This is a genomic window from Paraburkholderia sp. SECH2 (genome assembly GCF_030464795.1).
Lineage (GTDB): Bacteria > Pseudomonadota > Gammaproteobacteria > Burkholderiales > Burkholderiaceae > Paraburkholderia > Paraburkholderia aspalathi.
The window spans coordinates 428,893-454,494 of the sequence record NZ_JALPRH010000002.1 but is presented as its reverse complement, the minus strand read 5'-3'; the positions used below and the strand labels follow the sequence as shown (position 1 = coordinate 454,494).

The window sequence follows — 25,602 nt, the reverse complement described above, 5'->3', positions numbered from 1 at the left end:
CGACCCTTTTTTCCGTACCGCATCCCAAAAGAAATGGCCCGGACGCATACGCGCTCCGGGCCATTTCATTGCCAGGACACAGCGAGACGTTGACGACGTCCCGCGGCAAGGCTGGTTGAGGCAGCGGCTAAGCTTGTCGCCGCGCCTTGTGGTTCATCAGAACAACTCAGGCTTAGTGCTTCACGTCGGCGCCGTTGTCCTGATCGGACGCCTGGCCTTGCATGTTCATCTTCATTTCGTTGTTGGCTGTTTGCTTGTCAGCCTTCTGGTTGATTTTGGCGTCGCGCACCTGCTGCTTGTACTGCGACTTGGCAGCCTTTTGCTGTTGCGCCAACTCCGCCTTGGACGCCTTCTTCGACGCCTTGTATTCGGCGTTAGCCTGCGCGTTGGCGTCGCGCTTCTGGACCAGCGGATCGGTCGAGCCCGATGCCGTCAGACGCGTCGGCGCCGGCGTCACCGGCTGCACACCTTGCGCGGCCGGAGCCGCAGGCGCGACGTCGGCGCCTTGGGTTTGGACCTGTGCCTGGCCGTTCACACCGGCGGCCGGTTGCGCGGTCTGCGCGAACGCCGCGGTGGCAGCAAAAGCAGTCAGGGCGGTACCGATCAGGAGCGTACGAATCTGAGTCATGGCTAAATCCTCTCTAAGGTTGTTGTGACGCGGGCGCCGTATCCGGTGCGGCACATTGACGTGTGCTTCATGCCATGCGCACCTCGCCCGGTCTATTCGTTGCCGGGAAAAATCCAGCAAGCTTTTCTACAGACCCGCACTTTACGAGTGAAGTTCGTAATAGACGACCGGTGTTACGGAACGTTTCATTTTCTGACAACTACATAACATCTGCTTGCAATCGCCCGAAAACGCTCCGGCAGTACACGGACTACACGCCGACTATTCATTAGGGCAAGCTTGTGGCTTATGATGCGAACCCTTTGCTTGAAGGCGCAAACGCCATGCCCAACCTCGATTTCACACTGACCGGCGACTACGTCGAACTGCACAATCTCCTGAAGATAACGGGGCTTGCGGACAGCGGCGGGTCGGCAAAAATGATGGTCGCGGACGGCGCGGTGACCGTCGACGGCCGGGTCGAAACGCGTAAAACCTGCAAAATCCGCGCGGGCCAGGTCGTGCTGCTGGGCGATACGCGCATCGCGGTGCACGAGGCCTGACGCGCCGAGTCCGAAAACTCGGGGGACCGCGCGCACCAAAATCGTGCCCATTCCATCGACATCCCCGCGCCTAAGCAATAAGCTGTCAGTTTCGACAGACAAACAATCGGCTGACAGCCGCCCTACGCTCCGGTGAGCCCGCGCATTTCGCCGCATCGCTGCCTCACCGGCAGCACGCACGCCCCGCGAATCGGCCGGGCTGCGCCCTCCGCCACGCTGTCGCCCCTTCCGCTTCAAAGCGCTCCATGACTCAATCCGGCTTCACCCGGGTGGCCGCCCGGCCTCCGACCCTGACCCGCCACGCCGCCGACACCGCCCGGCTCGCCGCGCCGCTCGCCATCGCGCAACTTTCGCAAATGGCGATGGGCGTCACCGACACGATCCTGCTCGGCTCGCTCGGCCCCGACGCGCTCGCCGCCGGCGGCCTCGGCGCCAATCTGTTCTTCGTTGTGGTGACGCTGCTGCAGGGCGTGCTTACCTCCGTCAGCGTCAGCGTGTCGCATGCGCGCGGCGCGCAGGACGAAGGCCGCGTGCCGCATATCTACTGGACCGGCTTTGTGCTGTCGGTGCTGCTGTCGGTGCCCGCGTTCTTCCTGCTGTCGTTCGCCACGCCGATCCTGCTGGCCTTCGGCGAACCCGCGCTGCTCGCGCACAACGTCGGCGAATACGCAGCGGTGCTGCGCTGGGGTTCGCTCGGCAGTCTGATCGGCGTCGGCCTGATGCGCTCGTTCCTGCCGGCCATTGGCGCGGCCAAGCGGCTCCTGTGGGTGTCGCTCATCAGTGTGTTCGTCAATGGCTTTCTCAACTACGGGCTGATTCACGGCGTCTACGGACTGCCTCGCCTGGGCTTTCTCGGTTCTGCGGCGGCCACCTCGATCACCGTCTGGCTGAGCGCGCTCGTGCTGATGGCCCTGTTGCATCTGCGGCCACGCTATAAGCATTTCGTCGTCGCGACGCGGCCGAACGTGCCGTTGATGGGCGAGCTGTTCGGCATCGGCTGGCCGGTCGCGATCACCTATGGCGTCGAATCGACGCTGTTCCTCGCCACTGGCCTGATGGTCGGCCTGCTCGGCGAGTCGCAACTGGCCGCGCATCAGATCGCCTTGAACGTCGCCTCGGTGGCCTTCATGGTGCCGCTCGCGATCGGTCAGGCAGCCAATGTGCGGGTCGGCTACTGGTCCGGCGCCGGCCAGCCGCTCGCCGCGCGCCACGCGGGTTTCGTCGCGCTCGCGCTCGGCGTCGGCTTCATGACGCTGTCGGGCATCGTGCTGATCGCCGCGCCGCACTGGATCGTTGGCCTCTATCTGCATCTCGACGACCCGGCCAACGCCGCGACGGTGACGTTGGCGAGTTCGCTGCTCGGCGTGGCGGCGATCTTCCAGATCGTCGACGGCATGCAGACGGTCGGTTCAGGTTGCCTGCGCGGTCTGAAGGACACGCGCGTGCCGATGATCGCCGCGACGTTCGGCTACTGGGTCATCGGCTTTCCGACCGGTTACGTGATGGCATTTCACTTCGGGCTGGGCGCGCGCGGTTTGTGGTGGGGACTCGCGGCCGGCCTTGCCAGCGTCGCGCTGCTGATGACGCTGCGCTTTCACAAACTGAGCTTGCGGCGCGTGCCGGTTATGCCGGGCACGCCACCTGCCCCTTCGGCCTGAAGTCACCTGAAGTCACCTGAAGTCACCTGAGGTGAGCCTGCGGTCGGCCTTAACCCGGCATGTCGCGGATGGTTGCGCCCGCAACCATCGTTTCCCGGCAAACACGCCGCGAACGGTAAAATGCGCCCTCTGGCAAAACCGCGCGCACCCGCGCGATGCCACGCGCGCGCCTCACGAAGGCCCGCGCCGCCTGGCGGCCCGACACCCGCCGCCAGCATCCGCCGCTCCTCGCGAGCGGCGCCCCGAGCATGCACCGCGCCTCGCGCCATGCCACCCGACCGACCGCCGAATCTCGCTACAAAACATAACCAAGGACCACCCGTCATGCTTGCCCGCGTCACCCGTTTATTTCCGCTCTGGGCCGTGCTCGTTTCGATTGCCGCATACTTCTCGCCCGCCTCGTTCACCGGTATTGCGCCGCACGTCACCACCCTCCTGACGATCATCATGCTGGCCATGGGCGTCACGCTCTCGGTGGCCGATTTCCAGCGCGTCTTCACCCGACCCGCGCCGGTCGTTGCCGGCATCGTGCTGCATTACCTCGTGATGCCGCTCGCCGCGTGGGTCATCGCCAAGGCACTGCGCATGCCGCCAGATCTGACCGCCGGCATGGTACTGGTAGGCAGCGTGGCAAGCGGCACGGCGTCGAACGTGATGATCTATCTGGCGCGCGGCGACGTGGCGCTATCGGTGACGATCAGCGCGTTGTCTACGCTGGTCGGCGTATTCGCGACGCCGCTGCTCACGCGTCTTTATGTGGATGCATCGATTGCCGTCGACGTGCACGGCATGCTGATGAGCATCCTGCAGATCGTCGCGCTGCCGATCGTGGTCGGCCTCATCGTCAACCAGTTGTTCAACAAGGCGGTGCGCAAGATCGAACCGATCTTGCCGCTGATCTCGATGGTCGCGATCGTGCTGATCATCGGCGCGGTGGTGGGCGGCACGCAGAAGAGCATCGCGTCGGTAGGCCTCGTGGTCATGCTGGGCGTGGTGCTGCACAACGGTATCGGTTTGCTCGGCGGCTACTGGGGCGGCCGTCTGCTCGGCTTCGACGAAGCCGTCTGCCGCACGCTCGCTATCGAAGTGGGTATGCAGAACTCGGGACTCGCGGCAACACTCGGTAAGCTGTATTTCACGCCGATCGCGGCGTTGCCGGGCGCGTTGTTTTCGGTGTGGCACAACCTGTCCGGCTCGCTGCTCGCGGGATATTGGGCAGGCCGTCCCGCGAAAGGATCGACGCATCCGGATGGCGAGCGCGCCTTGAACGTCGAGCGCGGATAATCGCGAACCTGCGACGCGCCCCGTAGCTACACGGAAGATCGAAAGCCCGCACGCCTGATTCCCCTTAGAATGCATTTCTCGACAGCGTAAGCGCGCTATCCGCGCTGCCGCGATGAGAAGCGTGCAACCCAGGGAGAGCCGGCGTGTCGTGGCATCAAAATCAAAATCAAGATCAGACCGCATCGCATCGCAAGTGCGCGTTCATCACGCCCAGCAGGAAGACCTCGTGGGAGACGACGAGACATTTCTTCCTGCTGTGTTGCGCAACGGCATTTCTGACCGCTTGCGCGACCAAGCCGCCCGCCACCGCGTTCGACCGTCCGGTCACCCACGCACTGCCCGCCACTGAAACAACGCCGCTTCACACGGCCCTTGCGCCACTCGAAGCCGCGCACCCGGGTCAGACCGGTTTCCGGGTGCTCGCTAGCGGCACCGACGCCTTGCAGATGCGCATTGCGCTCGCACGCGCGGCGACGAAAACCCTCGACATGCAGTACTACATCGCCAACGAGGACACCACCGGCAAGCTGCTGCTCGGCGCAGCGCTCTATGCGGCCGATCACGGTGTGAGAGTACGCATGCTGGTCGACGATCTGAACTTCAAGGACATTGACCAGACCATGGCGGGTCTGAACTCGCACGACAACATCGAGGTCCGTGTTTTCAATCCGTTCGGCAGCGCGCAGGAAGGCGTATTCGAACGCACTACGAACGTGTTCACGCAGATCGGCCATTTCACGCGCCGCATGCACAACAAGTCGATGATCGCCGACAACCAGTTGGCTATCGTCGGCGGCCGCAACCTCGGCGACGAATATTTCAGCGCGAGCGAAACGCTGCAGTTCCGCGACCTCGACGTGCTGGCCGCCGGCCCGGTCGTCGCCGACGTCTCCGCCAGTTTCGACGACTACTGGAACAGCAGCATCGCCTATCCGCTGCGGGCTTTGAACAAGCAGAAGTTCGATGCAAAGGAACTCGACCAGACGCGCGACGATTTACGCCAGCACTGGCGCACCAACGCCGACCCGTACAACGCGAAACCGCTGAACGCTACGCCGCTCGCCACGCAGATTGCCCAGGATCAACTTGGCTTGACGTGGGCGCCGGCCGAATTCAAGGCAGACTTGCCGGAGAAAATCGAACATCCATCGCCGGACTACGTCAGTCCGCCAATGCAGCGGCTGGGCGAGCTGATGCACGACGCACAGAAGGATTTTCTGATTATTTCGCCCTACTTCGTACCGCACCAGAGCGGCGTCAAGGCGGCCGGCGAACTGACGCATCGTGGCGTGCGCATCGCGGTGCTGACCAACTCGCTCGCCGCGACGGATGCGGTAGCGGTGCAGGCCGGCTATAGCCCCTTCCGCGTACCGCTGCTACAACAGGGCGTGGAATTGTATGAATTCAAATCGCAGCAGAGGGAGCGGCGCGTCGGTTTCGGCGGATCCAGCTCGCGAGCCAGCCTGCACGCAAAAACCTATGTCATCGACCACAAGATCCTCGTGATCGGCTCGATGAATCTCGATCCGCGCTCAGCCAATCTGAACACCGAGCAGACACTGGTCATCCACAGCCCGGCACTCGCCGAACAGGTCGCGCAGATCTTCGAACGCGCCATTGCGCCCGAAGCCAGCTACCGCGTCACGCTCGCCGACGCGGCGCAACTCGCCTATCTGCGCTCGATCGGCGCGCCCCTCTCGCCGCTCGTCTGGACCGACGTCGAAGACGGCACGCGCCGCACCTATATCTTCGACCCCCAAGCGGGTTTTTACCGGAACGCGCTAACGGGTCTATTCTCCTTATTGCCTGTCAACGCAGAACTTTAAGAAGCGGAGTTAAACCATGGCTGAAGACGTACGAGTGGAGCGCGATACGTTCGGTGAAATCGCCGTACCGAACGCTCGTCTATGGGGCGCGCAGACCCAGCGCTCGCTGCAGAATTTCCGCATTTCGTCCGAAAAACAATCGCCCGAACTGATCACCGCGCTGGCGGTCATCAAGCGCGCCGCCGCCGAGGTCAACCAGGGTCTGGGCGTGCTCGACGAGAACAAGGCGAAGGCGATCATGCAGGCGGCCGACGAGATCATCGACGGCAAGCATCCTGAAGAATTTCCGCTCGCGGTCTGGCAAACCGGGTCCGGTACGCAGACCAACATGAACCTCAACGAGGTGATCGCGAATCGCGCGAGCGAGCTGCTCGGCGGCGAGCGCGGCGAAGCGCGCAAGGTGCATCCGAACGACGATGTGAATCGCGGCCAGTCGTCGAACGACGTGTTTCCGACTGCAATGCACGTGGCCGCCGCCTATGCGATCGTCAAGCATCTGCTGCCCGCGCTGAAGACGCTGCGCGAAACGCTCGACGGCAAGGCAAAAGCCTTCGCGGACATCGTCAAGATCGGCCGCACGCATCTGCAGGACGCTACGCCGCTGACGCTCGGCCAGGAGTTTTCGGGCTACGTCGCGCAACTCGATCATGGCATCCGTCACGTGGAATCGGCGTTGCCGCATTTGTACGAACTCGCCCAGGGCGGCACGGCGGTCGGCACCGGTTTGAACGCGCATCCACAGTTCGCCGACAAGGTGGCGGCCGCGATCGGCAAACTGACCGGCTTGCCGTTCGTCTCCGCGCCGAACAAATTCGAAGTGATGGCCGCGGCCGATGCGCTGGTGTTCGCGCACGGCGCGTTGAAGACGGTGGCGGCGAGCCTGAACAAGATCGCCAACGACATCCGCTGGCTTGCAAGTGGCCCGCGTTGCGGCCTCGGCGAACTGTCGATTCCGGAGAACGAACCGGGCAGCTCGATCATGCCGGGCAAGGTCAATCCGACTCAATCCGAAGCCTTGACGATGCTGTGCGCGCAAGTGTTCGGCAACGACGTCGCGGTGAATATCGGCGGTGCGAGCGGCAACTTCGAGTTGAACGTGTTCCGGCCGATGATTGCGCACAACGTGCTGCAATCGGTCCGTTTGCTCGCCGACGGCGCGCACAGTTTCAACGACAACTGTGCAGTGGGGATCGAGCCGAATCGCGAGCGCATCGAGACATTGCTGAACGAATCGCTGATGCTGGTGACGGCGCTCAATCCGCACATCGGTTACGACAAGGCCGCGCAGATTGCAAAGAAGGCGCACAAGGAAGGTACGACGCTGAAGGCGTCAGCGCTCAAGCTCGGCTATGTCACCGAGCAGCAGTTCGACGAATGGGTGCAGCCGAAGGATATGGTCGGGCATTCGGCGGGGTGATTGCCGGCGGGATCGGCAGGAGCCTGGCCGGTCTGGCAGATTCGCTGACGTGATTGCAAATAGCAGGCCGCGCGGACGCAATGTTCGCGCGCCCTGTTGTGCATGCTTCTGGCAAGCGGCGGCACGTCTTCCGCAAGGCGTGCCGATGCCGCCCGAGGCGCCGCTTAAACCTTCCCCTGCGCCACTTCTTCCGGCTTTAGTTCGACGATCGCGTCGAGCGCGTCTTTCACGTCCATCGCGTACCTGGCAAGGCGCTTCTGTTCATCCGTTTCCGGGACGAACGCCGGCACCGGCACCGGGTGGCCGTTCTCGTTGACGGCGACCATCACCACCAGGCAGTCCGTGGTTTGCAGCAGCTCGCCGCCCTTCGGATCGCCCGCCTGCACCGAGACGTGGATGTGCATGCTGGTACGCCCCGTCGCCACGACCCGCGCGCGCAGTTCAACCAGGTTGCCGACCAGGATCGGCCGGCGAAAACGGATATTGCCGACGCTGACCGTCACGCAGTAGCGCCCCGACCACACCGCCGAGCACGCGTACGCGGTTTCGTCGATCCACTTCATCAACGCGCCGCCATGCACCTTGCCGCCGAAGTTGACCGAGCTGGGCTCGGCGAGAAAGCGGAAGGTGGTTTCGGAACGGTCCAGGGGCGCTAAGGCAGGGGTGCTCATCTTGACTCCGGTCAATCGGACGCATTTAAAGGAGGCGATTATACGAGCGCAATATTGACTCCGTCGCGGATCGGGTGGGGACATGTGGCCGAATTTCGGCCTGGACGAGCGAAATTCTTTCGTTTTACTTTCGTTTGGCGACCTGTTTAACTCGCCGCCACAAGCGCAGAAACCGCCGCGCGCTGCGGCACGACCGCCGACTCGAACCGCTCCCGATACTCGAGCGGCAACACGCCGAAGCGCCGCACGAAGGCTCGCCTCAAATTCTGCTCGCTGCCGAAGCCACAATCGAGCGCAATCCGCTTCAGCGGCCGGCGCGACTCCGCCAGCGCCCGCGCGGCCGCCTCCAGCCGCAGTGCCGACACCGTTTTAGCCGGCGTGCGGCCCACCTCGTCGACGTAGCGCCGCGCGAAAGTCCGTGGACTCATCTGCGCACGCTCGGCCAGCCGCTCGACCGACAGGTCGTCGCGCAAATGGCCCGCCATCCAGCTATGCAGCGCTTCGAACGGTCCGCCCGCCGACGCCTGTGCAGCAAGCGCCGCGCTGAATTGCGACTGGCCGCCGGGCCGCTTCATGAACACCACGAGCCGCCGCGCCGCCTGCATCGCGACCGCATGGCCGACATCTTCTTCGATCAGCGCCAGCGCCAGATCGATGCCCGCCGTCACACCCGCCGATGTCCAGACGACGCGCTTTCCCTCGCCATGGCCCACATCGCGGATAAAGATCGGATCAGCGTCGACCTGTACGTTGGGAAAGCGCTGCGCGAGATGCGGCGCTTCCCGCCAATGGGTGGTCGCCCGGCGGCCGTCGAGCAGGCCCGCCGCGGCGAGATAGAAGGCGCCCGTGCAGACTGAACACACGCGCCGCGCCTCCGGCGCACGCCGCCTGATCCACGAGACGAGTTCCGGCTGCAACGTGCAGTGTTCGTCGATTGGGACGCCGGGGACGATCAGCGTGTCGATCGGTTGGTCGTCGAGTGAATCGAGCCGTTCGGTGACGACCGGCAGACCCGGAAAGGTTTGCAGCACGCCGCCGTCGATCGATGCGACCGTCGTGCGATAGGCGACCGGCTCGGCGGCGTTGCCGGACTTGCCCGCCGCAGCCGCCATCGTCAACTCTGCGCGCCAGAACGCCTCAAGCGGCCCGCATGCATCGAGCAGCACGAGATCAGGAGCGACCGCGAAAACGATATGACGTACCGTCATCAGGACACCCCCGCCGCAAGTTGCCGCTTCCGCGACCACGCATACGCCAGCGTAGCCAACGCCGCCATCCCCAGCAGCGGAAAGATCGCGGCATTGATCGTCGCCCAGCCGAAGCGCGCCAGCAATTGCCCGGCAAACAGCGAGCCCAGCGCGGAAAACGCAAACGTCGTGAATTCGCTGGTCGCCTGCGTCTTGGCCCGCTCGGACGGCCGGTACGATTGTGCGAGCAGCGTCGAGCCGCCGACGAACATGAAATTCCACCCCACGCCGAGACAGGCGAGCGCCGCGTAGAAGTGCGGCAGATCGGTCGAGCGCAGCGCCAACACACCGCACAGCGCCGACAGCACGATCCCCGCACCGATCACCGGCAGCACGCCAAAGCGCCGGATCAGCCGCGCGGAAAACAGCGACGGCGCGAACATGCCGACGAGGTGCCATTGGATGATCGCCGCGCCGTCGCCGATCGTGTGGCCGCACGCCACTGCCGCAATCGGCGTCGCGGTCATCACGAACATCATCACGGCGTAGCCGAGCGCGTTATTGGCGAGCGCCGCTGCAAAGATCGGCTGTCGCACGATTTCGCCGAGCGGCCGCGCCGTTTCGTGCGTCACGGCCGCACTCGCGGACGGTGCGGCGTCGCGATACAGCAGCGCCAGCATGGCAATCGATACGAGCCCGAAGCCGGTGACGAGCGCATAGGAGCCGGCGAACGCGACCGGCGCGAGCCAGTCCTTGCTCCATGCGGCGAGCAGTGGTCCGCAGACGGCGGCCACCACGCCGCCGGTGAGCACCGTCGAAATCGCGCGGCTTTTGCCTTCGATTCCCACCGCATCCGCGGCCGCCAGCCGGTAGTACTGCGCGAACGCCTGGAACACGCCGACGGTCGCCGTACCGGCGCAGAACGCCCAGAAGCTGTGATGAAAGATCGCCCACACGGAGACGGCCCCGCCCAGCGCGCCGACACCGGCGCCGAGCATGAAGCCCGCGCGCCGTCCGATGCGCGCCATCAGGAACGACGCGAAGATGGTGGTCAGTGCGGCGGCGACGGTAATCAGTGAAAACGGCAGCGTCGCAAGCGCCTTGTCATCGGCAAGCGTGTAGCCGACCAGACCGGTCAAGGTCAGATCGATCGAGACCGATGAGGTGTAGAGCGCCTGGCAGACCGCCAGCACGCGCGCGGCGCGCCGGCTATGAGGATCGGAGTGGCCGGAGTCGGTTTGCGTGCCGGCAAAGGACGAAGCGGCAGAGGGAGCAGCGGGTGGCGGCATCGGTAGGCCTCAAACGGCGAAAGTGGCGATGCCTGGATCGTCACATGGCCGGAGGTGGCAGGAATGACAATGATGCATCAATTCCAGCCAATCGCCGCACTCGGCCACCTGAAAATGTGGCCGCGCGCCTCGCGCTTACTTGCGAACCGTAATACCTTCGTCGATCGTGCCGTACATCGTGATGCTGCCCGTGCCTGCACCCGAGCTCGAGCCGGAACCGCCCTGCGCGCACGCGCTGAACAACAGAACCGCGACAGCGGCGGCAAGAAGAAATTTCATGACAGCGTGTTCCGGCAAAGACAGAGTTCGATTCTAGCCTGGCGGCCCAACGCGACGTCAAAGCGGCATCGCCGCGCCGAAGCGCAGAAACAGCGCCTTATCGAAGCGCCCACCAGCCGGCCCTTCCCGCCGGATTTTCGTAGCCACTGCATTCGACGATTCACGCTAAGCTGAAACATCGAATACAGCAGCCGGATACAGTGGACTGCATGGCGCCTTGCCCGCGCCGCCAACCGGAGACGCCTGATGCCCACCACTCTCACCGACGAACAGAATCACTTCCCCGGCTTGAGCCGCATCGGTGCGCTGCTCGCCGATCCCGGCCGCGCCGCGATGCTGTGGTCGCTGATGGACGGCAGCGCCCGCCCGGCCGGTGAACTGACGATGATCGCCGGGCTCTCGCCGTCGGCAGCCAGCGCTCATCTGGCGCGTCTCACCGACGGCGGCCTGCTCGCGCTCGAAGTGCGCGGCCGGCATCGCTATTTCCGCATCGCCTCGCCGGATATCGCCGCCTCCATCGAAGCGCTCGCCAACGTCGCGCAGGTCAGCGCGCCGCAACGGGCCGTGCCGCGTCCAGTGCGCACCGTGCCGGTCGACATGCGCTACGCCCGCACCTGCTACGACCATATGGCGGGAGAATTGTCGGTGCGGGTGTTCGAGCGGCTGGTCGAACGCGGTCTGCTGACGCTGCACGGCTCCTCGCTCGAAGCCACGACCGACGGCGCCGCCCGCTTCGCCGAATGGGGCATCGATATGTCCACCCAGAAGAGCCGCCGGCGCCGCTTCGCCTGCACCTGTCCCGACTGGAGCGAACGGCGTCCGCACCTGGGCGGCGCGCTCGGCGCCGCGCTGCTCGATTCGTGGTCGGCGCATGGCTGGGTCGAACGCACTGAGCGGCCGCGGATCTTGCGCATCACCCCGGCAGGCCACCGCCATTTCGACGCGTTCCTGGCCGCTTGAAACACGCTTAACTGATTGACGCGATTACAGAATTTGCGCATTCAGCTTACGAAACGCCTTATCGAGACCTTTTGTTACACGCTCGTGGGGAAGCCTTACAAAAGTGGGGGCCTTGAAACAAACCGCAAGGGTAGAGTGACTCTCACGGATGCCGCACAATGCGCGTCCGTCGGAGCCAAATCATGAGAACAGTAACCACACCCCAACAATCGAAACGTCGGATCACCGGCTACACACTGATCGCCGCCGCGGCGTTCCTGTTCGCGGCGCAAGCCACCCTCGCGCAGGAAGCCGAACAGGCGCCGCCAGAGGCTGCTTCACAACAGAACACCGATCCGCCTGGGCGTATTGCACGTCTGAACTACACGGCCGGCGCCGTGACCACCGAACCGGCCGGCGCAACCGACTGGTCATACGCACAGATCAATCGCCCGCTCACTACCGGCGATCAGTTGTGGAACGATCAGAACGCACGCTCCGAACTGCACATCGGTTCGACGGCCGTGCGCCTCGGCCAGTCCACCAGCCTCGACATCCTCAATCTCGACGACAACAGCGCGCAGCTGAAGGTCGCTCAGGGCACGTTGTCGGCACGCGTGCGCGAACTGGCGCCGGGCTCCACCTATGAAATCGACACGCCGAATGTGGCGCTCGGCCTGAACGGCCCCGGCGACTATCGCGTCGACGTTGCGCCGGACGGCAGCAGCACCACCGTCACCGTGCGCAGCGGCAGCGCGACCGTGTACGGCGACAGCGGCCAGGTGCCGGTCGCGGCCGGCCAGCAGATCCGCTTTGCCGGCACCAACCTGCAACAGGTCGCCGACAACGGCGCGCCTGGTCTCGACGGCTTCGATCAATGGGCAGCGAGCCGCGACGCAGCGGAAGACCGCTCGGTGTCGGCGCGCTATCTGTCGCGCGACATCCCCGGCTATCAGGACCTCGACGCCAACGGTACGTGGCGCAGCAGCCCGCAGTACGGTGAAGTGTGGGTGCCGCGCGCGACACCCACAGGGTGGGCGCCTTATCACGACGGCCATTGGGTATGGCAAGCGCCGTGGGGCTGGACCTGGGTCGACGACGCGCCGTGGGGCTTCGCGCCCTACCACTACGGCCGCTGGGCCTACGTCGACGACTCGTGGGCGTGGGTGCCGGGACCAGTCGTGGTCAGCGAACCGCCTGTCTACGCACCCGCACTGGTTGCCTTCGTGGGCGGCGGTGGCGGCGGAGTCGACTGGGGCGTGAGCCTGGCGATTGGCGGTGCGGTCGCGGCCGGCGTCGCGTGGTTCCCGCTGGGCCCGGGCGAACCGTGGCACCCGCACTGGGGCGATCACGATCATTGGAGCCCGGGTTACTACAACCGCGTCAACAACACGACGGTCGTCAACAACTACAACCGCAACGTGACGAACGTGAATGTGACCAACATTCACAACACGTACATCAACTATCGCGCGCCGGGTGGCGTGACCGCGGTGCCGGCGACGGCCTTCGTGCATGGTCAATCGGTGGGCCGCTTCGCGCAGAAGGTTGACCCGCAGCAGTGGCGCAACGCGCGGATCAATCCGGGTGGTCCGGGGATCGCGCCGGTGAAGGAAAGCTTCGGACCGGGCCTGCGTAACGCGAATTACCGTCCGCCGGCCGGCGCGATGGCGCGCCCGGTCGTGGCTACCCGCAGTCCGGCCGTGCCGGCGGCGTACCACGACAGCCTTGCGCAACGTTTTGCGCAGAGCGGCGGACGAGTGCCAGGCGCGGGCGCGCCGATCGTGCGAACCTCGGTGCCGGCTCACATGGCGGGCGGTCCTGGGGCCATGCCGGTGCAGAACGTGCGGGTCGTGCAGTCGCATATAGCAGGACGGACACCGGGTGCAGCGCCGGGTGCACCGGGTGTGCCGGGTGCGCCTAATGGCATGCAGCAGGCTGGTCAGCGGCCGGGCGAAGCGCCGGTCAACGGTCAACCGCAACGCGGCGGCGAACCACAGGCGCGGCCAGGCATGCCGCCGCAAATGGCCAACGTGCATCAGCAACCCACCGAGGCTGCTCATCCGTCCAATGGTGTGCCCCGTCCGCCGCAAGCGAACGGCGCGAACCCGAACGCTTTCGCGCAGCAGCACGGCGCGCCGATGCAAGCAGGTCAGCAACCGGGCGCAGAAGGAAGGCACGAGCCTGCATGGACGCAGCCGCATACGCCGATGGCCCAGCAGGCGCAGCAGCACGGTGCCCCGCAGGAACAGGCTCGCCAGCCGGAGGCACGTCCTGGGCCGCAGCAACAGGTTCAGCGCCAGCCAGAAGCGCAGCCGCCGCGCGCACCTGAAGTGCACGCCCAGCCGCAACAGATGCAGCAGGCGCAGCAGCAACCGCGTCAGGAATATCGTCCGCAGCCGCAACAGGTACAGCAGCCGCGTCCTGAACCGCAACCGCAGCAAGTGCAGCAGCCACGTCCGGAGCCGCGCCCGCAACCGCAGCAGGTACAGCAGCCGCGCCCTGAGCCGCGCCCGCAACCGCAACAGGTGCAGCAGCCGCGCCCTGAACCGCGCCCGCAACCGCAACAGGTGCAGCAGCCGCGCCCTGAACCGCGTCCGCAGCAGGCGCAGCAGCCGCGCCCCCAGCCGCAACCGCAGCACGCCGACCAGCATTCGAGCGGCGGCAATCGTGACGAGCATCACAAAGGCTAAAGGTTACGCGCGCAGCTAGATGCGCTGACAACCCGATAGCCGGAAAGCGGCAAGAAAAAACCCCCGCGATTCGCATCGCGGGGGTTTTTTTCTTTGAGCAGCCTGCGAGCAGATGCTCAGCGCGCGTTCACGCTCAGACCGCCATCGGCGCCGTGAGCGGCTCGTGATGCCGGTAGCCGACCAGCGAGAAGTCCGACGGCTCGATCTTCTCGAGCCATTCCGGCTCATACACGCCCGTTTTCGCATAGTCCGGCACACGGTCCGAGATCGCGAAAGCCGGGCTTTCATAAGGCTCGCGCGTGAGCTGTTGCTGCAGCATGTCGAGCTGGTTCTCGTAGATGTGTGCGTCGCCGATGAAGTAGGTAAACCAGCGCGGCGTATAACCCGTCAGCCGGCCCACCAGATGCAGCAACGCCGCGCCTTCGGTCAGATTGAACGGCGTGCCGAGGCCAACGTCGTTGCTGCGGATGTACAAACACAGCGAAATTTCTCGCCGCGCAACATTCGGCAGGAACTGATAAAGCAGGTGGCAAGCCGGCAGCGCGATCTGGTCCAGCACGGCGGGGTTCCAGGCATGAAACAAAATTCGCCGGTCGGCCGGGTTCTGCATGATCGTGTCGAGGCATTGCCGCAACTGGTCGATCGCCTTGTACAGCAGCACCTTGGGGCTGCCGTCTTCCTCGAATTCCGTCACGACCTGGAAGCCACGCGCCGTGGCGTCGGCCAACTGCGCGGCGGCGGCTGCGTCCAGCACCTTGTAGGCCGGCCACTGGCGCCACTGCACGCCATACACGTCGCCGAGATCGTCCGGGCCCTGGCGATACGGATTGGCGAGCCATTGCGGATTCTGGTTGGCGTTCGCGTCCCACACCTTGCAGCCCAGATCGCGGAAATCCGCGGCGCTGCGCGAGGCGCGCAGAAAACCGACCAGCTCGCCCACTGCCGACTTGAACGCCAGTTTTTTCGTGGTGACGGCGGGAAAGCCCTGCTGGAGGTCGAAGCGCAACATGGCGCCTGGCATGCTGATGGTGCGGATGCCGGTGCGGTTCTCCTGCCACGTGCCGGTGTCGAGAATCGTGCGGACGAGGTCGAGGTATTGTTTCATGCGGGTTCCTTCGACGAAGCGCGCGCCTGGTCAGGCACACACGCCACGGAGATTGAGCGGAAAACCCGATTTTAACAAGCGCAGCCGGACGGCGCCCGGTCGAGGCGCGCCGCGGAGAAAATATCGGTGGCTGAGGGGCCACTAACTGGGCCACTGAGCGGGCGCTAAGTGGACAACGACGCCCGTCAGAGATGCGGTACCGAGGCCGGCAATTCGCCGTGCGGCGTGACCAGCGGTTCGCCTTCCATATGGCGCATGCCGTGCGAGCACAGCAGGCGATACAGCGTCACGCGTGAAATGCCGAGTTCCTGCGCGGCGTCGCCGAGACGGCCGCGATGACGCAGCAGCGCGAGCTCGATGGCCTGGCGTTCGGCCGCTTCGCGCGCCTGCGCGAGCGAGACCGGCACGATCTCCACATACTCGGCCAACTCGAGATCACGTGCCGTGATCGCGCGCCCTTCCGACATCACGATGGCGCGCCGCACGCGATTGATCAACTCGCGCACGTTGCCCGGCCAGCCGTAGTTATGCAGCGCCGCGATGGCGTCGGGCGCGAAACCGCGCAGACGGCGGCTTGCATCTTTCTTGAAACGTTCCAGCATGTGCCGCGCAAGCAGTTCGATATCCTTACCACGTGCACGCAACGGCGGTTCGTCGATTTGCAGCACGCACAGACGGTGATACAGATCGGAGCGGAACCGTCCTTCGATCATCGCGGCCGTCATATCTACGTGCGTTGCCGAAATGATGCGCACGTCGACGTCGATTGAACCGTGGCCGCCGAGCCGCTCCACCTTGCGCTCCTGCAGGAAGCGCAGCAGGCTCGCCTGGCTTTCGAGCGGCAGATCGCCGATTTCGTCGAGAAACAGCGTGCCGCCGTTGGCCGCTTCCACGCGGCCGATCTTGCGCTGGTTGGCGCCGGTGAACGCGCCGCGCTCATAGCCAAATAGTTCGGATTGCAACAGATGTGGGGGAATCGCGCCGCAGTTGATCGGCACAAAAGGTGCATTACGGCGCGCCGAGCGTTCGTGGATCGCGACCGCGGTCAGCTCCTTGCCGGTGCCCGACTCGCCTGAGATAAATACCGGCGCGTCGGTCATGGCCACTTTGCGGATCGAGCGGAACAGCGCCAGCATCGCGTCGCACGAACCGACCATTTCACCTTCGGCGCCTTGAGAAGCGTCGTTCGAAGCCGGCTCGCCGAGCGAAATCATGCCGTATGCATGACCGACCGAATCCACGATCCTGTCGCCCGAGTACGGCACCGTTACATAGTCGAAACAATAGTCCCGCACGAGCCGGCGCAAGGCCGCGTCCTGCAATTGTCCAGGCGTGGTTGCCGCAACCCAGCCGACGTTCGGCATGGTCAGACAGGACTCGAAGGCGGCGATTTCGTGTGGCTGAAAATCACTAGACAGATCGAGCAAGCCGCCCGCTGCCATTCCGGCGCGAACAGCACGGCGCACATCGCGCGCCGACCCCACGACTTCGACATGCCAGCCGCGCTGATGGAAGCGAGTATTCAGTTCCGCGCTCGGATCGCGTGAAACGTAAATCAGTTGCCGCGTTGCGGGTTCCATTATTCAGATCCTCTCGTCAACGAACGTTAAGGATGACGCACGCACCTGAACTTCAGTTCAGACACGCTGACTCGTTCGGGATTCGCGATATAGCAAAAACCGAACGGCCATTCCATTCCGTGCGGACAGCTGATCCCCAAGAAAGCGGCGTGTGTGTTTGAGACGGCCCGTTAGCGGGCTTTTTTAAATCTGAAGCTGTTTTCGAGAGCTTACTATACACGCGCCGCTTGGAAAACAATTATGCGAATTTAATCGGGGACCCCTTGCCCAGCAAGGCCAAGCGGCCAATAAATAGTTATTCAGCTTATGAATAAAAGCATTGTGGAAGCGCTTTTCCTAGCGTAGACCCGAAGGTACTTCATACCGTCGGATTTAACGAATTACAGGTATTTTCTGCCTGCCGTTTCAGCACTGAAACGTTTTTGTCCGATTTCTTACCTGTTACTCCGCGGTATGCGGGTCACATCCAGACGCACCAATGGATTGCGACTCATGGCACACGTTTCGCTAAATGCTGTGCACCAAGGAGACACATCATGCGACTCGCTTTCCGCATCGACCTGAGCAGCATTGCACCTTGCGCCGCACTATGCGCCGCCGCGGTGACCTTGACCGTGCTGTCCGCTGGCGTCAATGCACAGGAATTCGCGCTGCCTCAATCCGCCACGATGGCCGAAACCGCCGATGCCGGTTCCGCCACCCTCGCGAGCACGACGCTCGCAGCGGTGGCCTCGCCGACCACGACGGTTGCGGATGTCACGCATACGACAAGCGCCGCCGCGGTGGACAACACCGTGGCCGCCACGAACGACAGCGCCGCGCCCCGCAGCGATCTGGCCGGCAACGCGCTGAGCATTTCCGCCGACGCCGCGTCTATGACCGATCTCGTGCTGGACGATCAGGCGCTGTCCCACCAACGCGGCGGCTTCGGCGGCATGTTGATGGTTTCAGCAACGCCGCAACTGATGCGCGGCTTTAACAACAGTGGCAACGGCGTAACGCTGTGGGACGAAATTGCCCCGCCGTCGCAGTTGCCGGTTCCCGTCGACGTCGCCCGCTCCGCTCAAGGCAACGTCACGAGCTACCAGAGAAATTAGCACGACGCGCCGCTCGCTGCCCAAGACCGCACCGACCGATCGTCCGCCCGCAAGGAACTGACATGAACGCCTCAACCCAGAAGCCGAACAGCAGCCGCCCCTCGGCAGCCGTGCTGTGCGCGCTGCTCGGCGTGCTCGCTGCCGGCGCCGTAACGAGTGCCGCCGCGCAGCAGTTGACGCAGCCGGGCAACCTCATTATCGAGCGCGACATCACGCCACGCGATGCGTTCGTGCCGGTGCCGAAGAGCCAGGACCCGATCGCGGTCCAGGTCCAGACGTTCCCGAGAGCGACCTTCGATGGCGCGATCGGCACGATGGCGAGCGATCTCGACCTGAACGGCGCGCACGGCACGGCCGGCATCGCCGGCAACGGCTATATGCCTGCACTGGTCGGCGCCAACGGCATCACACACATGCTGGCGGGCGCCGGCAACAACGTTCCGGTCGGCGCGGGCGCCAGCTTCGGCGGCGCAGGTGGGATCGGCAGCTCGATTGCCCAGTCGGTCAGCAGTGCACTCGCCCCCTTGGGCGCAGCTCTAGGAGCCATGAAATGACAACGTCACGCGCACCGGCCAAGCGCCTTCCGTCACGCAAACAGTCGCGCTGGCCCCTGCTTGCCTGGGCAGTGCTTGGCTGCGCGAGCTTCGCGGCCCATGCCCAGTCGCTGCCGGCCCAGATCGACGCGGAGTCGGCTATCGGCAAAGGCGCGGTCAGCGGCAGCCTCGGGGTCATCGCCATCAACGAGACCTCCGGACTCGATAACGCACAAGCGAATCAAGGCGTGTTCACCAACGGAGCCACGCCTCTCAACCTGATCGGCAGCTTGCAGGGCGCGGCCACCAACGCCAAGACGGCGGCTGCGAAAAGCACGATCAGCAGTAACGCATTTTCAAACACCTCTGGCCTTATCGAAGTGAATCAGTCGGCGGGTGTAGGGAATCTTCAGCGGAACAGCGCCGTAGTTGGTTCTGGACCGATTGGAGCGGAGATCGTAGCGGATGGGGTGCTATCCGCTACGACCGCCAAGGGCGGCGGTCTGGGAAGGTCTGGCGAAAACCACGACGTACGCGAGGTATCCATCGGTACGGATGCGCTCAAAAACGTCAGTGGGATCGTTCAGATCAACCAGACAGCCGGCTCAGGTAACGTCAGTTCAAACAGTTTTGTGCTCCGTCCCCCGGCGGGCACCTTTTTCTAACGAGCCACACTCTTTATCGGAGCGTCATCATGAAGCGCACTCTCATTGCAGCGGCCGTCCTGTCGACGTTGGCAGCAAGCTCGGCTTACGCCGAATGCACGGCCGGCTGCGACCCGGCTGAGCTCTTTACGGCAACCAACATCTACACCGACATTGGCGAATTCGGTTTCATTACCTTGCGCGGCCACGTCAATGTGTCGAGCAGCTCCGGCGCCACGGTCAACAACACCCAGAATGTAGACATCGGTGGCGTCAACATGAAGACGCCTCCGCAGACCTACACCAGCGGCCACGTAACCACGACGATCGATTCGACCAAATCCTGGTTCAATGGCAGCGGCGGTGGCTCGAACTACGCGGTTCACTCGTCGTACAGCGCTGGCTCGTTTGCCGAAGGCTCGCAAGAACAATCGGCTGCAGCTTACGCACAAGGCCACAGCTTCGGCGAAAGCAGCGGCTTCTCGCAAGGCTACCAAGCATCGGTTGCCGGCGGCAGCCACGTCAACACCCACAACAGCGCGAACGGCTATCTGGCAGCCGGCTTCATCGCTGGTCTCGGCGGCGGCAATGGCGTGATCTTCGGCGGGGTAGCGGCAGGCTTCGCCGCCGCACTGAACACGCACTCCTCGGATAACTTCGGCGGCTACTTCGCCGAGCAGTCCTCGGGACACCAGGCCGCATGGGGACAGGAACATTCGTCCGGCTACTTCGCGCAGGCTGCGGAACAAAGCGCCTCGGGCTACTACAAGGCCAGCCATGTCTCCGCGAGCGCCAACGCATGGGGCTGGAGCGCGCATGACAGCATCAGCGCAGGCACAGTGAATGTCTACGGCAGCATCACCGAGCACATCAACACCGAAAAACCAACGGTGATGTCTGCTGCGATCGGCGACGGCGCATTGCAAACCGCGAACGGCAATATCGGCGTCAACATGGCCACCGGTGTCGACAACGCGCAATCCAATGATGCCGCCCTGTCCAACATGGACGTCGGCCCCGTGTTCGGCACTGCGCAGATCTACTCGACGCAATCGTCGGACGGCAAGGCGCGGATTGGTGACTTCAACTTCACCGCCAGCGTCGGAGCCGACGTGCTGAAGGGCGCGACCGGCAACATCGGGGTGAACGTGGCGTCGGGTGTCGGCAACGTGCAAAACAACAGCCTCGCCGCCTCGGCCACCACGGATAGCAGCAGCAGCGGCATGGGCTGGGGTCATAAGGGCGGCAAGGACGGCGGCGAAGTCATCGCATCCGACCAGAACTGCCAGACCGCAGGAGCAAGCGTCAGCGGCAACTTCACCGGTTCGTCGATGCTCGGTGCAGGCGCTCTGTCCAATGCAAGCGGCAACATTGGGGTGAATATCGCGTCGGGTGTAGGCAACCTGCAACACAACGGCCTTGCAGTCGCCAGCGTGTCGCATCAGTAACTAAAGCAGTATCGCAGGAAGACACCGGTCAGCCTCGTGCTGGCCGGCTGTCTCCGCAGGGGGGGACATACCATGTTCGGGGTGAGCAGGGTAACGCACGGCTTTTTCCTGACACTCTTCGCTGGACTCGTGCTTTCGCAGACGGGTCACGCGCAGAGTGCCCTTTCCATGAACGCAGCAGCGGGCGTGCCGTTCGACGTGAACGTGCGTTCGATCCGCGAGATCCGCTACAACCACATCGTTTCGCAGCGTTACGACTACAGCTGCGGCTCGGCCGCTCTGGCCACGTTGCTGAAGTACGGCTACGGCATCGACATTCCCGAACCCGAAATGATCCAACGCATGATGGTGTTTTCGACACCAGAGGTGGTGGTCAAGAACGGTTTCTCGATGCTTGACATGAAGAAGTTCGTCGAAACGATCGGCCTGCGTGGCCGGGGTTTCCGCGTGACCCCTGAAGCGCTCTATCACCTGCAGATTCCTGTGCTCGTGCTGATGAACAGCGACGGCTACGAGCACTTCGTGATCGTCAAGCACGCGGAAGACAGCCGCGTCTTCATTGCCGACCCAGCGCTCGGCAACCGCATCGTCATGGAAGACGACTTCGTCAAGAAATGGAACGGCCTCGTATTCGCGGTCGTCGGCAAGCCATTTATGGAGGATTCTCCGCTCTTGCAAGGCAACGAGTCGCTCGCGCTCAAGCTGCGTGAACGTGCACTGGAAAACGGCACGGCTGCGACTCCCTTTGTTGAATACGGTTTGATCAAGGCAGAGTTGTTCTGACTCATCATGGACCGAAACTTACTCACCATTGGCTGTGCGTTGTGTTTCACAACGTGCGGCCTCGCATCAGTCGCACACGCTGCCGAGCAGACATCTACGGTGTTTGAAGACGTCGGCGCGCTCAAGCTGCAACCTGTCGACGACGCCATCCTCGCCAACCAGACCGGCAAAGGCATCGTTGGGGACATCATTTCGGGTGTCGTTATCACCCTGCTGTCGCAATGGCAGTTGCCGAACGGCGCCACCGCTGTCGCCTCGGGCTCGCTCGCCATCGGTACGAACACGCCCAACCAGCCGAACGTCCAGTTCAATTCAACGGCCTCCGTGACCGGTCCGAACATGGGCGGCGGCAGCGGCGCCAACCGCAACGCCAGCGCAACCGGCGGGCAGAACGTCAGCGTCAACGGCGTCTCGCAGATTACCCAGGTGGCCGGCAACGGCAACCTCGGGACGAACCAGGCGCTGATCGATTTCGACGCCTCGCCTGGCAGCCTAGCGGGCGGGTCCTATAACAACGCAACGTCGGCCGCCGCAAGCAATTCGAACGGCTCGGTGAAAGCCTCCGTCAGTCTCGCCAACGGCGGCATTTCGATTTCGTTGCAGACGCCCAGCGGTATCGCGACCCAAACCATCGCGCCGTCCAGTGCGCTGCAGGCCGGCAAGATTGCCCAACTCTTGCAGATCGCAGGCAATAACCAGCAAGTCGCCAACCAGTTGCAACTGCATTTGCAGACGCAACCGATGTCGGCCTCGATGCTGCGCCAGATTGGCGTCCTACAAGCCCTGCAAAACACGGTAAGGAGATAACACGGGCCGCCACCCGACCAGGAAGGAGACCGCAGTACCAAACGACAGCGTGATGCACAAGGAGACATGCGACGCGCAGTCAGAATACCGGGGGAACAAAAATGATCAGATTCTCAAAGAACGGGGCGCCGCGCATGGCGTTAGCGGCTATTCCAGCCGCCGTCATGCTGTTTGCGCTATCGCAGGGGGCCAGCGCGCAAGCGCTCGCCGATCAATCGGTCGAAGAACGGCTGAACACGCTCATGCGTGTTGTCAGCGAGCAGCAAAAGCAGATCATCTCACTCGAACGGCAGGTCACGAACCTCGAAATGTCGCAGCGCGGCCGCGGCGCACCGGGTTACGGTGAGCAGGCCGGCAGCGCGGCGGTCGCCGAGCAGCCTGGCGCAGACGGCCTGCCTGTGCCGTTGCCACCGCTTGCCCAGGTGAACCCGGGTACTCCCGCGCCGGGGGGCGCCACGGGTACCGCGACAGGTGTGCCGGTCACGCCGCCCGTGCCGGAAGGCAGCGGTGGTGGTGGCGGCCTGCCGGCCGCGACCGACGGCAGCGGCGCGATCGGCCAGACGCAGAAGGCCGCGCAACCGGTGCGCACTCAATCGGAAGACGCAGTGGTGCAAAGCCAGCAGCACACGCCGCTGTTCGAGCACAAGCTGACCCTCGACTGGGGTATCAACGATACCTACTACGATCGCCGCCAGTTGCAACTGTCCGGCTTCCTCGCGCTCGACGCGATTTTCCTCGGCAACATCAACCTCGGCGAGACCAAGTCGCACCAGGTGATGGCCGACCTCGACACGCGCTACGGTCTGACCGACCGCATCAGCGTCGACGTCGACGTGCCCTATGTCTACCGGCACAGCAATTTCATCGTCGGCGGAGCCGGCGGAGCGGCGAATACGGTCTCGGATGCCTCGGCAAATTCGAGCAATATTGGCGACGTCAATTTCGGGATCTACTACCAGTTCCTGAAGGAAACCAACAATCTGCCGGATGTGGTCGGCAGCCTGCGCATCAAGGCGCCGACCGGTACGTCGCCGTTCGGCATCAAGCTGGCGCAGGTCGATGCCAACAACACCAACCTCGTCGCCCCCACCAAGCTGCCCACCGGCACCGGCTTCTGGAACATCACGGCGGGCCTGTCGTTGTTGAAGACCTACGATCCGGTCGTGCTGTTCGGCAGCGTTTCGTACACCTACAACATTGCCCGCTCGTTCCAGGACATCTCGTCGGTCATCGGTCAGACCGAACCGGCGACGGTCAAGATCGGCGACGTCGTGCAATTCGGCGGCGGCGTGGCGCTCGCGTTCTCAGACAAGGATTCCGCCAGCATTTCGTACACCATGGCGCTGGAACCCGAGTCGCAGACCAAGTCGCCAGGCGGAACCTATTCGAAGGTGCCGGGCAGCGAGACCACCGCGGCCGCACTGACCTTCGGCTTGAATCACGTAGTGAACAAGCACTTGACGATCAACGGTTCGGTATCGGTCGGCCTCACGCCCGACACGCCGAACTTCGTGATCGGTGTGCGTTTTCCCTACACTTTTTGACGTGTCAACGATACGAGGTTGATCGTGCGCGAATCACCCCATTTGAGCAGCGTTACACCGCCCTCCGGCACTCATCTGTCGATTGCCCGAGCGTCGGATGTTTCTGTGACACGGGTAGCGGAAGTCCTCGTGGGACGGCCGTCGGAAGTCTCTTTGGCGCGACCTCAGGAGGCCGCTATGGGATGCTCGCACGAGGCGTCCCCCGCCGCGAATGGGAGCGGTCTGCTGCATGCGCGGACCGATCGGTCGCTGCTGTACGTCGCGCGCACGCCGGACGAAGCGCTCGCCGCCCATCTGAAGAGCCGCGGCTGGCATGTGATGGTGGCCCGCTCAGCGCATGAGGTCTCGCGCCTGCTCAAGCCCGACGTGATATACGCCGGCATCGTCGACCTGGCCAGCTTTGCGCCGCGCGATCTTGGCGGGCTCGAAGCGAGCCTGCGTCAACAGCAGATCGGCTGGATTGCGCTCGCCACTTCGGAACGCCTCGCCGACGCCAACGTGCGGCGCCTGATCCGCCACTACTGCTTCGACTACGTCAAGACACCGGTGGCCAACGCCACGATCGACTACCTCGCCAGTCACGCATTCGGCATGGTGACGTTGTGCGATGCCGATGAGATTCCGCCTGCCGCGCCCGCTGCCGACGACGAAGATGAAATGGTCGGCACCTGCGAAGCGATGCAGCAACTCTTCCGCACGATTCGCAAAGTCGCCAATACCGACGCCAGCGTGTTCATCTCGGGTGAATCCGGCACCGGCAAGGAACTCACGGCACTGGCGATCCACGAACGCTCGCCGCGCCGCAAGGCGCCGTTCATCGCCATCAACTGCGGCGCGATTCCGCACCATCTGCTGCAATCCGAACTATTCGGTTACGAACGCGGTGCATTCACCGGCGCGAACCAGCGCAAGATCGGCCGGGTCGAGGCCGCGGACGGCGGCACCCTGCTGCTCGACGAAATCGGCGACCTGCCGTTGGAAAGTCAGGCGAGCCTGCTGCGCTTTTTGCAGGAAGGCAAGATCGACCGGCTCGGCGGCCGCGAATCGATTCCCGTGGATGTGCGAATCATCTCCGCTACCCACGTGGATCTCGAGATCGCGATGCGCGACGGCCGGTTCCGCGCCGACCTGTTCCACCGCCTGTGCGTGCTGCGTGTCGACGAGCCGCCGCTGCGCGCCCGCGGCAAGGACATCGAGATTCTTGCGCATCACATCATGCACAAGTTCAAGACCGACAGCGCGCGCAAGATCCGCGGCTTTACGCCATCGGCGATCGAGGCAATGTACAACTACGGCTGGCCCGGCAATGTGCGCGAGCTGATCAACCGGGTGCGCCGCGCGATCGTGATGGCGGAAAACAAGCTGATTTCCGCCGAAGACCTCGACCTTGCGCAGTTCACCGAGCAGGAGACCATGAGTCTCTCGCAGGCGCGCGAAGCCGCCGAGAAACGCGCGATCGAAGCTGCGCTGCTGCGGCATCGTCATCGGCTGAACGAGGCGGCGATCGACCTGAATATTTCGCGCGTCACGCTGTACCGGCTGATGGGTCACCATGGACTGCGGGAATTGGTCGCCGTTGATGACAAAGCGTCGTTTGAACCGAGCGTCGCCGACGAGGCTGCTCACGAATGATGCGGCGCCTGGCGGG

At 63.9% G+C, this 25,602-nt stretch carries 22 protein-coding genes; 15 read left to right on the top strand and 7 right to left on the bottom strand.

Annotated features, from left to right (window positions below; all coding sequences use genetic code 11):
• Positions 1–172: 172 nt before the first annotated feature.
• Positions 173–628 carry a hypothetical protein gene (locus tag M0D66_RS06465; RefSeq protein ID WP_200621410.1) on the bottom strand — a complete coding sequence of 152 codons (456 nt, stop codon included), beginning with the start codon at positions 626–628 and terminating at the stop codon, positions 173–175.
• A 323-nt stretch (positions 629–951) separates the two neighbouring features.
• On the opposite strand from M0D66_RS06465, the gene M0D66_RS06460 reads away from it, so the two are divergent.
• The 5 genes from M0D66_RS06460 (at position 952) to fumC (ending at position 7,355) form a co-directional block, all read left to right on the top strand.
• Positions 952–1,170 carry an RNA-binding S4 domain-containing protein gene (locus M0D66_RS06460; RefSeq protein ID WP_011489423.1) on the top strand — a complete coding sequence of 73 codons (219 nt, stop codon included), beginning with the start codon at positions 952–954 and terminating at the stop codon, positions 1,168–1,170.
• Between the two features lie 245 nt (positions 1,171–1,415).
• A complete protein-coding gene (locus tag M0D66_RS06455; protein ID WP_093640550.1) occupies positions 1,416–2,828 on the top strand; it encodes an MATE family efflux transporter in 1,413 nt (470 codons plus the stop codon).
• Positions 2,829–3,152: 324 nt separating this feature from the next.
• Positions 3,153–4,112, top strand: a complete 960-nt coding sequence (locus M0D66_RS06450; protein WP_256455421.1) for a bile acid:sodium symporter family protein — start codon at positions 3,153–3,155, stop codon at positions 4,110–4,112.
• A 203-nt stretch (positions 4,113–4,315) separates the two neighbouring features.
• Complete coding sequence (locus M0D66_RS06445; protein WP_266210426.1) at positions 4,316–5,938, top strand: phospholipase D family protein; 1,623 nt, start codon at positions 4,316–4,318, stop codon at positions 5,936–5,938.
• A gap of 16 nt (positions 5,939–5,954) precedes the next feature.
• On the top strand, positions 5,955–7,355 hold the full coding sequence (fumC, locus tag M0D66_RS06440; RefSeq protein ID WP_266209531.1) for a class II fumarate hydratase: 1,401 nt from the start codon (positions 5,955–5,957) through the stop codon (positions 7,353–7,355).
• Between the two features lie 164 nt (positions 7,356–7,519).
• Here the strand turns inward: fumC and M0D66_RS06435 are convergent, their stop codons facing one another.
• From M0D66_RS06435 to M0D66_RS06420, 4 genes are all read right to left on the bottom strand, one after another.
• Complete coding sequence (locus tag M0D66_RS06435) at positions 7,520–8,026, bottom strand: acyl-CoA thioesterase (RefSeq protein WP_093640561.1); 507 nt, start codon at positions 8,024–8,026, stop codon at positions 7,520–7,522.
• Positions 8,027–8,172: 146 nt separating this feature from the next.
• A complete protein-coding gene (locus M0D66_RS06430) occupies positions 8,173–9,234 on the bottom strand; it encodes a GlxA family transcriptional regulator (RefSeq protein WP_093640564.1) in 1,062 nt (353 codons plus the stop codon).
• Positions 9,234–10,502, bottom strand: a complete 1,269-nt coding sequence (locus tag M0D66_RS06425) for an MFS transporter (protein WP_266209530.1) — start codon at positions 10,500–10,502, stop codon at positions 9,234–9,236. The genes M0D66_RS06430 and M0D66_RS06425 overlap by 1 nt, the downstream gene beginning before the upstream one ends.
• Before the next feature lie 135 nt (positions 10,503–10,637).
• Positions 10,638–10,781, bottom strand: coding sequence for a hypothetical protein (locus M0D66_RS06420; protein WP_266209529.1), 144 nt, complete (start codon positions 10,779–10,781; stop codon positions 10,638–10,640).
• A 246-nt stretch (positions 10,782–11,027) separates the two neighbouring features.
• Here M0D66_RS06420 and M0D66_RS06415 point away from each other — a divergent pair, with 246 nt between their 5' ends.
• Together M0D66_RS06415 and M0D66_RS06410 are read left to right on the top strand one after the other, a co-directional pair.
• Positions 11,028–11,741, top strand: a complete 714-nt coding sequence (locus tag M0D66_RS06415; RefSeq protein WP_200653477.1) for a helix-turn-helix transcriptional regulator — start codon at positions 11,028–11,030, stop codon at positions 11,739–11,741.
• 182 nt (positions 11,742–11,923) lie between these two features.
• Positions 11,924–14,413 (top strand): DUF6600 domain-containing protein, encoded by a 2,490-nt coding sequence (locus tag M0D66_RS06410; RefSeq protein ID WP_266209527.1) that lies wholly within the window; start codon positions 11,924–11,926, stop codon positions 14,411–14,413.
• 133 nt (positions 14,414–14,546) lie between these two features.
• On the opposite strand, the gene M0D66_RS06405 is transcribed toward M0D66_RS06410, so the two are convergent.
• Together M0D66_RS06405 and M0D66_RS06400 are read right to left on the bottom strand one after the other, a co-directional pair.
• Positions 14,547–15,518 carry a thymidylate synthase gene (locus M0D66_RS06405; protein ID WP_266209525.1) on the bottom strand — a complete coding sequence of 324 codons (972 nt, stop codon included), beginning with the start codon at positions 15,516–15,518 and terminating at the stop codon, positions 14,547–14,549.
• Between the two features lie 185 nt (positions 15,519–15,703).
• A complete protein-coding gene (locus tag M0D66_RS06400) occupies positions 15,704–17,098 on the bottom strand; it encodes a sigma-54 dependent transcriptional regulator (protein WP_093640579.1) in 1,395 nt (464 codons plus the stop codon).
• A 536-nt stretch (positions 17,099–17,634) separates the two neighbouring features.
• Between M0D66_RS06400 and M0D66_RS06395 the strand changes: the two genes are divergently transcribed.
• The 8 genes from M0D66_RS06395 (at position 17,635) to M0D66_RS06360 (ending at position 25,586) form a co-directional block, all read left to right on the top strand.
• Positions 17,635–18,195, top strand: a complete 561-nt coding sequence (locus M0D66_RS06395) for a hypothetical protein (protein ID WP_093640583.1) — start codon at positions 17,635–17,637, stop codon at positions 18,193–18,195.
• A gap of 62 nt (positions 18,196–18,257) precedes the next feature.
• Positions 18,258–18,749: a hypothetical protein gene (locus M0D66_RS06390; RefSeq protein WP_234487939.1), complete on the top strand. Its 492-nt coding sequence runs from the start codon at positions 18,258–18,260 to the stop codon at positions 18,747–18,749.
• On the top strand, positions 18,746–19,393 hold the full coding sequence (locus M0D66_RS06385) for a hypothetical protein (RefSeq protein ID WP_266209520.1): 648 nt from the start codon (positions 18,746–18,748) through the stop codon (positions 19,391–19,393). The genes M0D66_RS06390 and M0D66_RS06385 overlap by 4 nt, the downstream gene beginning before the upstream one ends.
• 29 nt (positions 19,394–19,422) lie before the next feature.
• Entirely contained in the window at positions 19,423–20,820 is a 1,398-nt protein-coding gene (locus M0D66_RS06380; RefSeq protein ID WP_211702208.1) for a hypothetical protein, read from the top strand.
• Positions 20,821–20,988: 168 nt separating this feature from the next.
• Positions 20,989–21,603 carry a C39 family peptidase gene (locus M0D66_RS06375; protein WP_234487016.1) on the top strand — a complete coding sequence of 205 codons (615 nt, stop codon included), beginning with the start codon at positions 20,989–20,991 and terminating at the stop codon, positions 21,601–21,603.
• A gap of 99 nt (positions 21,604–21,702) precedes the next feature.
• Entirely contained in the window at positions 21,703–22,410 is a 708-nt protein-coding gene (locus M0D66_RS06370) for a peptidase C39 (RefSeq protein WP_266209517.1), read from the top strand.
• A 101-nt stretch (positions 22,411–22,511) separates the two neighbouring features.
• Positions 22,512–23,954, top strand: a complete 1,443-nt coding sequence (locus tag M0D66_RS06365) for a hypothetical protein (protein WP_234487017.1) — start codon at positions 22,512–22,514, stop codon at positions 23,952–23,954.
• A 24-nt stretch (positions 23,955–23,978) separates the two neighbouring features.
• On the top strand, positions 23,979–25,586 hold the full coding sequence (locus tag M0D66_RS06360; protein WP_266209512.1) for a sigma-54 dependent transcriptional regulator: 1,608 nt from the start codon (positions 23,979–23,981) through the stop codon (positions 25,584–25,586).
• The last annotated feature ends 16 nt before the right edge of the window (positions 25,587–25,602 follow it).